The organism is Flavobacteriaceae bacterium HL-DH10 (assembly GCA_031826515.1).
Taxonomy (GTDB): Bacteria; Bacteroidota; Bacteroidia; order Flavobacteriales; family Flavobacteriaceae; genus Thalassobellus; species Thalassobellus suaedae.
In genome coordinates this window covers 2,948,701-2,964,565 of sequence record CP134536.1, presented here as the reverse complement: position 1 = coordinate 2,964,565, position 15,865 = coordinate 2,948,701, and the positions used below count along the sequence as shown (strand labels likewise).

At 31.3% G+C, this 15,865-nt stretch carries 11 protein-coding genes; 4 read left to right on the top strand and 7 right to left on the bottom strand.

The window, feature by feature from the left end; translation table 11 throughout:
* Window positions 1-3: 3 nt before the first annotated feature.
* From RHP49_12670 to RHP49_12650, 5 genes are all read right to left on the bottom strand, one after another.
* A complete protein-coding gene (locus RHP49_12670; GenBank protein ID WNH11751.1) occupies window positions 4-2,733 on the bottom strand; it encodes a TonB-dependent receptor in 2,730 nt (909 codons plus the stop codon).
* 84 nt (window positions 2,734-2,817) lie between these two features.
* Window positions 2,818-3,306 (bottom strand): hypothetical protein, encoded by a 489-nt coding sequence (locus RHP49_12665; GenBank protein WNH11750.1) that lies wholly within the window; start codon window positions 3,304-3,306, stop codon window positions 2,818-2,820.
* Window positions 3,307-3,837, bottom strand: coding sequence for an FMN-binding protein (locus tag RHP49_12660; GenBank protein ID WNH11749.1), 531 nt, complete (start codon window positions 3,835-3,837; stop codon window positions 3,307-3,309). It lies immediately after the preceding gene.
* Between the two features lie 152 nt (window positions 3,838-3,989).
* Window positions 3,990-5,168: a porin gene (locus tag RHP49_12655; protein WNH11748.1), complete on the bottom strand. Its 1,179-nt coding sequence runs from the start codon at window positions 5,166-5,168 to the stop codon at window positions 3,990-3,992.
* Window positions 5,169-5,341: 173 nt separating this feature from the next.
* Entirely contained in the window at window positions 5,342-6,205 is an 864-nt protein-coding gene (locus RHP49_12650; GenBank protein ID WNH11747.1) for a hydroxymethylglutaryl-CoA lyase, read from the bottom strand.
* 94 nt (window positions 6,206-6,299) lie between these two features.
* Between RHP49_12650 and RHP49_12645 the strand changes: the two genes are divergently transcribed.
* Together RHP49_12645 and RHP49_12640 are read left to right on the top strand one after the other, a co-directional pair.
* Complete coding sequence (locus RHP49_12645) at window positions 6,300-7,241, top strand: spondin domain-containing protein (GenBank protein WNH11746.1); 942 nt, start codon at window positions 6,300-6,302, stop codon at window positions 7,239-7,241.
* 108 nt (window positions 7,242-7,349) lie between these two features.
* Complete coding sequence (locus RHP49_12640; GenBank protein WNH11745.1) at window positions 7,350-9,281, top strand: T9SS type A sorting domain-containing protein; 1,932 nt, start codon at window positions 7,350-7,352, stop codon at window positions 9,279-9,281.
* Window positions 9,282-9,287: 6 nt separating this feature from the next.
* Here the strand turns inward: RHP49_12640 and RHP49_12635 are convergent, their stop codons facing one another.
* Complete coding sequence (locus RHP49_12635) at window positions 9,288-10,319, bottom strand: quinone-dependent dihydroorotate dehydrogenase (GenBank protein ID WNH11744.1); 1,032 nt, start codon at window positions 10,317-10,319, stop codon at window positions 9,288-9,290.
* Window positions 10,320-10,455: 136 nt separating this feature from the next.
* Here RHP49_12635 and pepT point away from each other — a divergent pair, with 136 nt between their 5' ends.
* Window positions 10,456-11,697, top strand: coding sequence for a peptidase T (pepT, locus tag RHP49_12630; protein ID WNH11743.1), 1,242 nt, complete (start codon window positions 10,456-10,458; stop codon window positions 11,695-11,697).
* A 24-nt stretch (window positions 11,698-11,721) separates the two neighbouring features.
* Window positions 11,722-12,897 (top strand): acetylornithine deacetylase, encoded by a 1,176-nt coding sequence (gene argE, locus RHP49_12625; GenBank protein WNH11742.1) that lies wholly within the window; start codon window positions 11,722-11,724, stop codon window positions 12,895-12,897.
* Between the two features lie 8 nt (window positions 12,898-12,905).
* On the opposite strand, the gene RHP49_12620 is transcribed toward argE, so the two are convergent.
* On the bottom strand, window positions 12,906-15,566 hold the full coding sequence (locus RHP49_12620; protein ID WNH11741.1) for a DNA gyrase/topoisomerase IV subunit A: 2,661 nt from the start codon (window positions 15,564-15,566) through the stop codon (window positions 12,906-12,908).
* Between the last annotated feature and the right edge of the window lie 299 nt (window positions 15,567-15,865).

Below are 15,865 nucleotides of genomic sequence, written 5' to 3'. Positions count from 1 at the left end.
ATATTACCTTCGACCTCTTCTATAATTTCGACCACCTACATTCATATTTTGCCCAGCAAAGCGACCAAACTTATAAACAAAAGTAGCCATAAAGTATTGTTCTAATATTCGGTTTTCTACATCTCTAATAGCCGTTTCAGTAACCGACCTGCTATAGCCATTATTTTTTCCTAATATATCGTATCCTACCAATGTTACCGTTGCCTTATTATCCCAAAGTTGAATTCCCAAACCAGCGTTCCAAAAAACTGCTGCCCCATCAAAATCATCTCCTACTCTACTGTTGTATCTATAGGATACTTTATTAGTAAAAAAAGCATCTTTAAGAAAAAACAATGAAGATTCAAGTCTTAAATTCTGAACAAAATAATCGTTATTATTATAAATATCTGTATCATACGTTGTTTTAGTCAAACTATAACTATAAGAAGTACTTAGGTCTAGCTTTTTATCTTGCGAATAACTTAAAGAAAATGATGGGCGTAACGTGTTTGTTTTTGTTGTAAATCTTACCGTATTTTGAATGGATCTTATATTTCTATAGTTTCCATTAAGTCGCACATTAATATTAAAATTGGTGTTTTTTCTAAAATAAGATTTAGAAATGGCCGCATTACCAGACATATTATAATCGCCATTAATATTTTCAAAAGTGGTATATCTTATTAAATCTGCATCTGTTATTGTTGAATTAATAATTTTATCTTGAACAAATTGTGCTTTGGCTCCAGCTGAAATATTAATATGATTAAAAGCTATATTATTTTGATATTTGAAATTAATATCATGACTTATAGCTGGTTCTAAAAAAGGATTACCTTTTACGATATTGGTAATATTACTAACATTTTCTACTGGTTGCAGCTGACTAATTGAAGGTACATTAACATTTTGATTGTATCTTAAATCTATATTTTTATAACCTTTACTATCTCTATAGCGTATCCGTCCAGAATACGTTAGATATTGGAAATCATTTTTAAAATTTCGTGCTTCAATAATATTATCTTGATACTTTCTGTAGGTATTTGTATAAGCACCTTCTAATTCAAAACGAATTGATTTATAATCGTAGCGAAACCTTAAAGACGGGCGCACCGTTGTATTAATATATTTACTATCTGTACTTATTTGATTATTAAAGCTACTATATGCATTACTATCTTCATCATAATCATAAATAAGATTTTCATTTTTACTTGTATTCACGCTGGCATTATACCGAGGGATTATTCTGAAATTTGGCAGCAACTCTTTACTCCATCTCGCATTAAAACGTATATTAGAACCCGTATTATTAGTGTTAGAAATTTGATCTTGAACAATTTCGGTATTACTACTTTCTAATTCATTTCTAGAATAACTAGAGCGCTCTCCATCTCCCTTATTAAAGGCTGTTCTAAAACCGATATTAAAATAATCTCTTTTTTTACCTGTTCTTGATGTAACATTAAAACTATTATTTATGTTGTAATTGGAATTCGTTGATTCTCTTTCAGAAAAATAACGACTTACTAAATCGCCATTTGTATATTTAGATGTTCGCTCTACTGTTGAAAAAGAATTATTATTAGAAGCATTAAAGTTGGTCACATTAGATAATCGAACATTATTCTTTGACGCTTTATTTTTGGGCTTAATATTGAATTTTAAATCTGAACCCGCATCATGTCTGTCTGAATCATTAAAACCACTACTTGTAGAATTCGTTATATAATTTAAATCTGGTAAAAAATTCTCACTATAACTTTTTTGTTCATTATCAGAGTTTTGAGCACTGTATTTGTAATTGGCATTTATTCTGGTTTCGTCCCACTTTCCTTTAGAAAAATTAGTTCCAACAAAATCTGACTCAATATAACCGTTGCTAGAATTAGCATCGGGTAATGCATTAAATCCTCTAGACATATTAATATTATTGGTTCCCATAATCACCCCCAATTGTTTACCATCAATTAACTGGAAAAGATTTGCATTAGCTTGATATTTTTCATCTGTACCGTAGCCTAAATTTACATCGCCAAAATAGGCCTTGTTTTTTCCTTTCTTAATTTTTAAGTTTATTTCTTTAGTACCAGAATCAGACTCTTCTCCAGTAAACTTTTGCATATCTGTTTTATAATCTGTAACCTGTACTTTACTTACCGCATTACTTGGAATATTTTTTAAAGCTATAGCGCCATTTTTCTCTCCAAAGAAACTCATGCCATCTACATTTATAGCTTCAACCTCGACACCATTAACTGTTATACTGCCATCTAAATCTATTTCTACACCAGGTAATTTTTTTAACAAATCTTCAACCCTATCGTTAGGCAAAGTTTTAAAACTATCAGCGTTATACTCAATCGTGTCTTTTTTTATTAAAACCGGGGGTGCTTTTCCTATTATAGACACTACATTTAACGCTTCTACTTGATCTTCCAAAATCACTACACCAATATTCAACTTATCGCTGTTTGGAACATTAATATCTTCTAGAAATGGTTTATAGCCTAAATATGCAATGTTAAATATGGCTTTTTTATCATCTTCTGTATTTACTTGTAATGAAAATTCACCATTTTTATTAGTAATTCCATAAGATATAGGAATACTATCTTTTATACTCTGAAGATAAACCGTAGCACCTTCTAAAATAATTGAATCCTGGTCTTTAACAATACCTGACAAGGTAAATTTTTGCGCAAATAATGTTGAAGTAAATACTAAAAAAAGTAATAGCGTTTTCAAAATGGTTGTCGTTAGGTTTAATCAATTATATGATAAGACCACAACCAACGCTAAAGGTTTAATTTATAAACGTAAAAATAACAATTATTTTTTCTGAAGAAGTTGACTTAAAATGACAACTACAGAGGCTGTATAAGTAACCGTCATTAATACACCTGAAATCATAACAATGTATTTCATCCAGAGTATACCGGACCATAATAAATAAAGTCCCCCAAAAGTTAGGACTACTGAAGCAAAGGGTTCTATCATTAAAATTAATTTCAGTTTCCTGTTTAACTTTGTAGTAGACACAATAAGCCCCAATAAAAAGAAAATAATAGACATGGACAATATATGATTATGAACCAATGTGAGCATTTCTTTATCGCTTTTTTTAAAGCGCATAACTTCCGCATTTTCATCGTTTTCATTTCCTAAATATTGTTCTTCAATACCATTTGGATTTGTAGTTGAAGTCTCGCCAACAAATAATAATCCTGTATAAAAACCTATACTTAATATAATAACAAACGCAGCAATTAATAATTTAATTTCTTTTGGTAGTGTAAGTATGAGGCCATTTAACTGCATTTACAGAATGTTTTTAGTATGCAATACTTTTAAAGATTTTAATAAATCATTCACAGCATTGGTCATAGAACGCACCGAGATTGTTGCACCAGATATAGCAACAATATTATCTCCGTATCTTAAATCGTCATTTTGAGTTTTACCAATGAATTGTTTAAGCCAACGTCTGCTACCAATTTCGCCACCATACTCTTCTCTATAAATAAGTACTTTAGATTTTAATATAACTAAATCCTTATCTAACAAAACCATATAATCAAATTGCGCCGTTTTACTTGATGCTTGAGACAAATACGCATATCCTAAAAGGGTGTTATCGGCCTCTATTTTAAATAAGTTATTATGATTAAATTTTGAAGGTAAACTCTCCGCTATTTTATTAGCTATAATAATTTCATTTAAAGCAAAGGATTCAATATTAAAAACATCTTTTATCTCTTTATCAACTTTCTTTTGTATGTTTTTTGGTAAACCAAAAGACAACATAATAAAAGCCAGAAATAATAGTAAACCTTGTTTTAATTTCATCATGCTTAATGTTTATTGTTTTTCAATAATCGCATAAAACACCAATATAATCATGAATGTTTTATGGTACAAAAATATTGAATTAATATTAATCAAGATAAGGCTAATACATAATCCTTAATAAAAATTGTATTAGCCTTATCATGTTATTCATTCTAGAACCAAACGCCTATTCCGAAATTAAGTCTATTTTGAACATCTCCTCCAGAAACCGCATTATCTCTAAACTGATAATCTGCTTTAAAAACAACACCTGGAGCTACATGATAACTTAGCCCTGTTGTTATATCATTTCTGTTATAAGCGTCGTTTTGTAATAAACTTCCAGCCGTATCTGCATGTGTATTATATTCTTCATACCTAGCAAAAGCAAATAAACGTTGTTCTTTTTCTTGAGGTAACAAATTATATGCCGCTTCTAAATACCAACCTTGTAATTCACTTCCTAAATCTTTTCCAGTTAAATTATTATAAGCTTCTGTCCCCGATAGTGAACCATGAACAAATTGTCCACGTGCAGTAAATCGTTGGTAAGCATATCGAGCATCTAACCCTAACATGGAAATTCCAATATTTGATCCGTCAATAGTTTCAACATCATCTTCAGCTTGAGTATCACCAAAATAACCTGAAAGTCCTAAACGTAATCCAGGTAAACCATAATAATCAAACTTTAAAGAAAGCGTTGGACTATCTATTGTAGATTGAATAGCCTTTTGACGTCCGCCACGCAAGGCATTCGAACCTTTCAAATATCCATTAACGCCACCTGATCCATCAAATGAAGTTGATTTAAAACCATTGAACACATAGGCTTGATATCCTAATGATATGTCATTAAATCTCCCTGTAACACCAACACCTATTTCTCTCCAAGTAGTAGGGATAATAACGTTATCTATAGCTGGTCTTTCAACCCCATTAAAAGTTGTTGGCTCATGAAATTCATTAACAATACCAAAAGGCACTAACATTAAACCACCACGTAAACTCATATTTGAAGCTATCGCATAATTAACAAAAGCTTGTTCAATAAAAACTTCTTCTACATGCTCAAATTCAACTTCAGTTACAAATTGTGTTTTATCATTAAATTTGTATCCAAAAAGCAATACTAAACGTTGTACATCTAATTCACCATTATTGCCCTCAGGCTGATTATACGTTAATTCTCCATATGCTCCTACCGTAACAGCTTTACCATAATTTCCTGATAAAATACGTTGGGCTGCATTTAATTGTTTTTGAGGATCAAAAGTTATTGAATCCTGAACCGTTTGTGCACCTATAAATGATGTTGCAAGAATTGAAATAAATAAGGTTAGTTTTTTCATTAGTTCTAATAGTTATTAGTCTTTATTTAGACTTATTATAAATAATTTATGGTTTGAAGCAGCAAATATAAAACACATAATTACTTTAGCAAAGTTTATTTAGATTAAATTTAAATAGTTTTTAAACAACAGCATTAATCAGTTGTTAATAAGCTCTTTAAGCGCTAAAAAAATTAATGATAATTAAGAAATATTTTAGAAGCTTCATTATAAGCGCTCTCAAAACTAAGAGCATTTAGAGTGTTCTCTTTTTTAGAAGTAAAATAAGATAATAGTTTTTCAGTAGGCATATTGCCTGTTAACTCATCTTTTGCCATAGGACAGCCACCAAACCCTTGAATAGCTCCATCAAAACGAATGCATCCAGCTTTATAGGCCGCGTCAATTTTTTCAAACCAAGTAGAAGGTGTTGTGTGTAAATGTGCACCAAATTCAATATTTGGATATAAGGGTATTAAATTTTTAAACAAATAATTGATGGTCTCAGGGTTTGAAGTCCCCACTGTATCGCTAAGCGATAGTATTTTTACACCCATTTTGGCTAATTTCTCTGTCCACTCGCCTACTATATCAACATTCCAAGGATCACCATACGGATTTCCAAAACCCATAGATATATAAACAACAACGTCTTTATTTGATTTATTTGCTATTTCTAAAATCTCAGAAAGTGTGACTACAGATTGCGCTATCGTTTTGTGAGTATTACGCATCTGGAAGTTCTCAGAAATAGAAAACGGATAGCCTAAATAATTAATTTCAGAATGTATTGAAGCTGCTTGTGCCCCTCTTGTATTTGCAACGATTGCCAAGAGTTTACTCTTCGTTTTACTTAAATCTAATTGAGATAATACTTCGGCTGTATCAACCATTTGAGGAATGGCTTTAGGGGAAACAAAACTTCCAAAATCGATGGTATCAAAACCAACACGTAGTAGTGACTGGATATACTGAACTTTTTGCGCTGTTGGAATAAATTGCTTTATACCTTGCATAGCATCTCGCGGGCATTCAATAATTTTAACTTGATTAGACATGTATACTTCCTAAAATATGACGATAAAAATACTATTATTTTGTAAGACGTAATTATGTTTAACGACATAAAAACAAATCAACTTATTATGCTTCATGAAAAATTTTACTAACAGTCTATTATTTTTACTATTTTTTCCTTTCGTGTGTTTTAGCCAAAGCATAGCTAATTATAATATTGTATTTGAAAGTTTTTGGGAATCTGAAACAAATAACCCAACTCATGGCATAAGCACTATCGAATTACCAGAATCTGCTCATTGGTCGCCGCTAGTTGGTGCTACACACAAAACAGAAAACGTCTTTTTAATGTTAAATGGAACAGCTTCTGCAGGTATTGAATCAATTGCTGAAACAGGAAGTACAAGTACTTTTCAAACAGAAGTAAATACAAATAGTGATGCTGACCAATATCTAGCTGGCACAGGTTTAGATTCTGCAAAAGGAACAATATCCATAAATAATATAAATGTTAGAGAAGATTTCCCTTTAATAACTTTAGCCTCAATGATAGCGCCAAGTCCTGATTGGTTTATAGCAGTTAATGGTATCAATTTAAGATCTGGAAATAGTAGCATGAATAATGGTTGGAAAGCAACTTTTACTATCGATTTATACCCTTATGATGCTGGCACCGAAGATGGAAACACCTACTCTTTTAATAACCCAGCAACCAATCCGCAAGGTGTTATAACAAGTTTATCAAATATTTATCCTTTTAATGCAAATAGAATTGGGACATTAACTTTTACTTATAATTCATCTACCTTAAATACACCGCCTATTAAATCCATAGAAACTATAAAAGTATTTCCTAATCCTACCCAAGAAAAAATCACTATTTCTAACCCCCAAAACCTTGAATTAAATACTATTGAGATTTACAATATATTAGGTCGTTTAGTAAAAGGTATTTCAATAAAAAACAGAATAAATAAATTTGAAATTGATTTATCAACTTTAAGTAATGGTGTTTATTTACTTCAATTGAAAACCAAAAATGGCAAGCTTAAAACCGAGAAACTCATTCTTAATTAATTAGTATACTAACACAAACTTAGGTTAGCGTTAAAATCTTACAGTTAACCGTTTTTATTTTTTACAACATTCATTATCAAATACATTTGAATAAAATGTTTTCCCCAAATGAATGTTTTTAAATATTTAACTTCCAAACTCCTACTAACACTTTTCATATTATTTTGTAATGTTTTGTATTCTCAAAATGAAACTGAATCTTGTGGAACGATTACTTCTGAAAAGTCACTTGAATACTTAAAAAGCATAAAATCTCAAATTCAAGAATACGAACAGATTTTTTTTCAAAAAATCATCAATAAGCCTAGTAGCAAAAACAACAACACAAAAAGTATTAATTCTATTCCTATTAAAGTACATGTTTTAAGATATACTAATGGCTCAGATGGAATAAGCAGTTCTGAAATTAATGAGGCTATTTATAATTTAAATTCTATATATGCTGAAGCTTATATGGCGTTTTTTTTATGTGGCGATATAAACTACATTGATAATGATGAATTAGTTCATATAACTAAAGGAGATGAAAAAAGTTTATCAGAAGTATATAATACCCCTGGAGTTATAAATATTTATTTTACACATTCTATTACAAATGCTTCTAATGAAAGTATTTGTGGATATTCAGAAAACGAAGGTAGAACTGATCTTATTTTTTTAAATAATAATTGTGCGACTAATAATTCGTCATTTGCGCATGAAATGGGGCATTTTTTCTCACTAATACATACTCACGGATTAGAAGATACAACTACTGAGTTGGTTAATGGAAGTAATTGTGATACCGACGGCGATGGTATTTGTGATACACCAGCAGACCCAGGATTAACTAGTGCTAACATTAATAATTTTTGTGAATATACAGGTTATGAAACAGATGCTAATGGCGATAAGTACAACCCAGACACAAATAACATCATGTCGTATTCTGGAAAAGCATGTAGAAATCATTTTACACCTCAGCAACTTGCACGAATGTATGCGTTTTACCAAACCACAAAAAGTTATTTAGCTTGTTCTACATTTAATGCAAATTTTAGTGTTGATAACAATCAAACCTGTGAGGACACATTAACGGTTAATTTTAATAGTAATTGTGATGACATAACTAAATGGGAATGGGATATAGATAGTGATGGAATTATAGATTATATAATTAAAAACCCCACTCACACCTATAGCAAAGGTATTTACGATGTAACCCTAAAAGTTTCTAATAAATCTAAAACCATTTCAAAAACATTTTCAAAATTTATTAAAGTCGGAAATTCCATTACTAATTTTAATGAAGATTTTGAAAACGCTGAATTATTAAGTGATTTAGATTGGTCGATTAAAGATGTTTCTGAAAATGGATATAATTGGTTATTAAATAAAGGTGAAACTGTTTCAGATAAAACGGGTCCGATACTACAAAAATCAATTAATAACAAGATTAATACTTATATATATGCTGAAGCATCAGGTGCTAAATCTGGTGATGTAGCAGAACTTATTTCACCCTGCATAAATGTTAATAATGAAAATTCTGCACTAGAATTTTCATATCATATGTTTGGTGAGCACATGGGAGCATTGCATATCGATTTAAAAACAGATGCTGGATATATTAATGATATTATTGATCCACTTTATGGCAACCAACAAGCGAATCAAGGTGATGCCTTTATGTCTAATACAATAAATTTATCGGCTTACACAAACCAATCCATAAAAGTTCGTTTTAGAGCGGTACGTGGTGCAAATTGGGATTCTGATATTGCTATTGATAATATATTTATTAAAACTATAGATGTTCCAATTTCAAATTATCTAACTGCTAAAGTATACCCTAATCCTATTAAAAATGAAATGATAACTATTAAAACCAATACGCCTGGAGAAATAATTAACTACAGCATTTCAAATGTATTTGGTCAAGTTTATTTATCTGGAACTGTAACAAACCAGCCCATTAATGTGAGTAACTTATCCTCTGGCACATACCTACTTACTGTTAGCAATGCGCATTATAAAACGGTAAAGAAGATTATAAAATAGCCGTATTTAAGATTTAAGAATAGCTTTGTTTATTTTTTTAACCAAACTTGGTCCTTCGTAAATAAAACCAGTATAAATCTGAACTAAATCTGCACCTGCTGCTATCTTTTCTAAAGCATCTTGTGCAGAATGAATACCACCAACGCCTATTATAGGGAATGCTTTTTTACTCTTTTCAGATAAGTATTTAATAACCTGCGTGCTTTTTTCTTTAATAGGCTTTCCACTTAAACCACCATTGCCTATATTTTCAAGCTGTTCTTTTGTTGCTTTTAAATCACTTCTATCTGTAGAGGTATTACTAGCAATAACACCATCTAAATTTGTAGTAGAAACTAGCTCAATAATTTCATCTAATTGATTGTTGTTTAAATCGGGTGCTATTTTTAAAAGAATTGGTTTTTGATTTTCAAAAGTATGATTAGCTTTTTTTACAGCTCCAATTAACTCTTCTAAATAATCTTTATCATTTAATTTAGCATGACTACCAACATTTGGACAACTAACATTTAGTACAAAATAATCTACATAGGGATGCAAAGCATTAAAACACTCTAGATAATCTTTAGTGTAATCTTCTGGCTTCGTGTCGGTATTCTTACCTATATTCCCTCCTATGATTAACTTGCCTTTATTCTTTTTTAACTGAGTTATTGCTGTTTCTACACCTTCATTATTAAAACCCATACGATTAATAATGCCTTGATCATCTTTTAATCTGAACAGTCGTTTTTTAGGATTTCCTGCTTGAGCTTTTGGAGTTACAGTTCCTATTTCAATAAAACCAAATCCGAAATTTGCTAATTCATTATATAATACCGCATTTTTATCAAAACCAGCAGCTAGTCCCACGGGGTTTTTAAAAGTCAAACCGAATAAATTACGCTCTAATTTTTTATTATCAATAACATACAAACTTCTGAATATGGATGCAAATCCTGGTATTTTAGAAGTAACTTTTATTAATGAAAAAGTAAAATGATGAATTTTTTCTGGATCAAAAAGAAAAAACAAAGGTCGTAACAGTAATTTGTACATCTGATATTATTTATGCAAAAGTACTTCGAAATAAAAAATTGGACAATTCAAAAGACAAAAAAATTATTAGTCGTATTTTTGATTCCATTTACAAAGTATTTTTTTACCTCACTCAAACTCTTAAATTTCTAAAATAATGATTTCAAAAGCACACATCATTAAACGTTTTATAAGTTATGTTACTGTTGATACAGAATCTGATCCTACTTCAAATACAACCCCTAGCACAAAAAAACAATGGAACTTAGCTAATAATCTAGCTGAAGAACTAAAAGTTATTGGTTTGGAAGAAGTAACTATTGATGAGAACGCATATATTATGGCTACGCTACCTAGTAATGTTAGTCATGACGTTCCAACAATTGGTTTTATTTCTCATTTTGATACATCACCAGACTTTACAGGTGCTAATGTAAACCCTCAAATTATAGAAAATTACAACGGAAAAGATATTGTTTTAAACGAAGCTGAAAATATTATTTTATCTCCAGATTATTTTGAAGATTTACTACTATATAAAGGGCAGACCTTAATAACCACAGATGGCACTACCCTTTTAGGAGCTGATGATAAAGCAGGAATTTGCGAAATAGTTTCGGCCATGGAATACTTAATAAATCATCCTGAAATTAAACATGGAAAAATTCGTATTGGTTTTACACCCGATGAAGAAATTGGTAGAGGTGCTCATAAATTTGATGTTGACAAATTTGGAGCAGATTGGGCTTACACCATGGATGGTAGTCAAATAGGTGAATTAGAATATGAAAATTTTAATGCCGCAGGAGCCGTGGTGAAAGTGAAAGGGAAAATTGTACATCCTGGTTATGCCAAAGGTAAAATGATTAATTCCATGTATATCGCACAAGAGTTTATAAACTCGTTACCTCGAATGGAAACACCAGAGCACACCACAGGTTACGAAGGATTTTTTCATTTACACAATATTCATGGTGATGTGGAAGAAACGACTTTAGAATATATTATTCGCGACCATGATAAAGGGCATTTTGAAGCTAGAAAAGAAGTGATGATAAAACTCACCAATGAGCTTAATTCTCAATATGGCAGAGAAGTTATTGTTACAGAAATTAAAGACCAGTATTACAATATGAAAGAAAAAGTGGAACCTGTAATGCATATTGTTGATATTGCCGAAGAAGCTATGAAACAATTAGGAATAACGCCTTTAATAAAAGCCATTCGTGGTGGTACAGATGGATCGCAATTAAGTTATATGGGATTACCCTGCCCTAATATATTTGCTGGCGGACATAATTTTCATGGACGCTATGAATATGTGCCCGTAGAAAGTATGATTAAAGCTACTGAGGTTATTTGTAAGATTGCTGAATTAACTGCCCAGAATCAATCATAGAACAAATTTTTAAAACCTACTTTAATGACTACTGAAGCTATACTATCGAAACTCGTTTCCTTTCCTGTTTTAGGAGGTGAAAGTAACTTATCGATAATCCATTGGATTAAAACATATATTGAATCATTTGATATTGCATGTACTTTAGTTCCAAATAAAGAAGGTGATAAAGCGTCTTTACATTGCAGAATAGGTCCCTCAGCAAGTGGTGGCATCATATTATCTGGACATACCGATGTTGTTCCAGTAAAAGGACAAGACTGGGAAACAAATCCTTTTATTTTAACTGATAAAAATGATGGTAAATTATACGGTAGAGGTTCTTGCGACATGAAAGGCTTTGTAGCGTGTTGTTTAAGTGTCTTACCCCGTTTGGTTAAAGCCGATTTAAAAAAACCCATATATTTTGCGTTTTCTTACGATGAAGAAATTGGCTGTTTGGCTGCACCAGAATTAATAGCGCATTTATTAAATCATTATCCAGAAACACCAAAATATGCCATTATAGGCGAGCCTACATTATTACAACCCATTATTGGGCATAAAGGTATTTGTTTATACACGACCAAAGTAAATGGTTCTGCGGGACATAGTAGTGGTATTAGAAAAGAAGTAAGTGCTATTCATGAAGCGGCACGATTAATTTTATGGCTGGAAAATAAAATGAATGTATTGGTAGATTCTGGTAACATCGATAATCGTTTTACACCACCTCATTCTTCATTACATACTGGAATTATTCATGGAGGAATTGCACCAAATGTTATTGCTGACAAGGCTTATTTTTCTTGGGACGCTAGGGTTATACCTAATGATAATTTAGCAGAAATTATTAATGAATTTACAACACATTGCAATAAAAGAATAGAAGAATTGAAACCTATATTTCCTGATTTTAAAATTGAAACTGAAGAAATACACCCTCCTGTTTCAAGTTTTTTAACTAACGAGGATGCAGATATTGTTAAACTCATGGGGAAAATAAATTCTAATACCAATATTGAAACTGTTGCTTATGCATCAGAAGCTGGACAATTTAATGAAGCTGGTTTACAAAGTATTGTTTGTGGTCCTGGATCTATTGATCAAGCGCATAGGGCTAACGAGTTTATTAACAACGATCAACTGACTAATTATAATGAAATATTGAATAACCTAATTAGTCTTTTTTCAACAGAAAAAATTATTTCAGACTTTTAAGTAACTGATTAAAACAAGGTAATTTGTCCTTCTTCATCAATATCTAAATCGGCTTTAGACTCTCCATTCACTTTTGAATTTTCAGTATTAGAATCTTGCTCAATTTCAGTTGAAACCTCAGTTTCATCAACAACTTCTAAGTCGTCGGCATGTACTTCCTCTGGTGCTTCGAAAGGAATAGGATCTAATAAATTTATTTGATTTACTTTTTCTCTAGTTAATTGATTTCCTAAAGCACTAATACCTTTTATTGAAATAAATTCTTCTAAATTAATCTCTAAGTTATCTTTTCTTTCTTTTCCACGTTCTTTAGCAAAAACAATTTCTGCCATAGGCTTCCAATCTGTTGAAATAATTTCTAATTGTGAATTAGGATGCTCCGAGATAAAAGACTCTTCTCTACCTTCATTTTCAATTAAAAACCGTTTTACATAATACAAGTCTTTTTCACCATTAAAATAAACCGCAGATATTGGTTTTTTAGGTACCCATTTTTCCATGACAATCATATCATTATCAAAGTGCATGGTAACCTCTGGTGTTACTGTTTTTACAATTCCTGACTGATTAATAATAAGCAGTTTATCTTCTCCTCTAAATTCTCCAATTAACTCTCCTCTGCCATCTACATTAAGTCTTTGTACAGTGTCATCAAACCATATTTTCCGTGGTTTTAAAGTAGATACACCTTTTTCTTTAAGCTCTATACGCTTAATAGAATATTTAGTAACTAAATTTCCTTTTGATACACGCCCTTTTATTAAAATATCGGCAAAATCAATATCCCATTTTAGTTTCTTAATACTTCCCGCTTGTCGTAATAAAATAGTAACAACTTCTGCTTCACCATTAGGGTTAGCTGAAAAATATAATACTGTAGAGTTTTTATTTCCGTTAGTTAAATCATATTCTCTATCACGTGTAATACTGGTTACTGCAAAACGTTTTATATAAGATGGTCCTTTAGTTCCATCACGATAAATCATATTATAAATAGTACGCTTATCTTTCTTTTTAAATACTTCAACATGTATAATATCTTTACCAATAAAGGTTTTAGAATCTACTTTGGTAACCATCATTTGTCCCTGCTTGGTAAATACTATAATGTCGTCAATATCACTACAATCACAGACATACTCATCACGACGTAAAGAGGTGCCAATAAAGCCCTCTTCTCTATTCACATAAAGTTTTGTGTTTCTTATAACCACTTTAGTCGCATCAACATCATCAAAGGTTCTAATCTCTGTTTTACGTTCTCTTCCCGCTCCGTATTCTTTTTTAAGCCTTGTAAAATAAGCTATAGCATAGTCTATTAAATTAGCTAAATAGTTTTTAATTTCGGCTATTTGTGCTTCTAAAGCATCTATTTTCTGTTGTGCTTTATCAATATCAAATTTGGAAATACGTTTAATACGAATTTCTGTTAAACGCACAATATCATCTTCTGTAATGGCGCGTTTTAAATGTTTTATATGTGGCTGAAGTCCTTTGTCTATGGCACGAATAACACCTTCCCAAGTTTCTTCTTCTTCAATATCACGATAAATTCTATTTTCAATAAAAATACGCTCTAAAGAAGCAAAATGCCATTGTTCTTCAAACTCCCCTAATTTTATTTCTAATTCTTGTTTTAAAAGCTGAACAGTATTATCGGTTGAGCGTCTTAACATTTCTGTGACACCAACAAACAGCGGTTTATTATCTTCAATAACACATCCTAAAGGCGAAATTGAAGACTCACAACTTGTAAAAGCAAATAAGGCATCAATAGTTTTATCTGGTGATAACCCAGACGGTAAATGCACCAATATTTCAACTTCGGCAGCGGTATTATCCTCTATCTTTTTAACCTTAATTTTTCCTTTGTCATTCGCCTTTAAAATAGAATCTATCAAAGTAGAAGTCGTCGTTCCAAAAGGAATTTCAGTAATAACTAAGGTATTTTTGTCTAATTGTGAAATTTTAGCACGAACACGCACTTTACCACCACGTAAACCGTCATTATAATTAGAAAAATCGGCTATACCTGCTGTCGGGAAATCAGGTAAAATAGTAAAACGTTTCCCTTGTAAATGCTTAATAGAAGCATCAATAAGTTCTATAAAATTGTGTGGTAATATTTTGGTAGACAACCCTACTGCTATACCTTCTCCTCCTTGTGCTAAAAGCAAAGGAAACATAACAGGTAAATTTACAGGTTCTTTTCTTCTGCCATCATAACTGGCTTGCCATTCCGTTATTTTAGGATTGAAAACAACATCTAATCCAAACTTAGAAATACGGGCTTCAATATAACGCGAAGCAGCAGCGCGATCGCCTGTTAAAATATTTCCCCAGTTACCTTGAGTATCTATTAATAAATCTTTTTGACCTATTTGCACCATGGCATCTGCAATACTGGCATCACCGTGCGGGTGATATTGCATAGTATGACCAACAATATTAGCTACTTTATTGTAGCGCCCATCATCCAAATCTTTCATAGAATGCATGATACGGCGCTGTACTGGCTTAAATCCGTCCTCAATGGCTGGGACAGCTCTTTCTAAAATAACGTAAGAGGCATAATCTAAAAACCAATCTTTATACATTCCCGTAATACGGGTTATGGTTTCTTGAGGTTCGTCTTGTTCGTTAATTAAATCGTCGCTGTCTTCAATCATTAATTATTTTTTCTTTTTTGGGGTTCCGTTGAGCATAACTCTACCTTCTTTGTGTAATCTATGCACTTGTTCGCTGCTTGTATGAATATGTAAATATTCATACGACCGTCTTTTAGGCTTTTCGGTTTTCTTATTATACAACATCTTATTGTAGTTTAAATTTGTAAAATTTTACTGTTTCTATTCCTAAATTTAAGAATCTCTTTTATTTAGTACAAATTTAAACTTAAAGATTTTTTTAATTATTATTTTAACTATTTTTTTAACCTTTTTTTTGCTATTTTTTTTTGAATATAAAT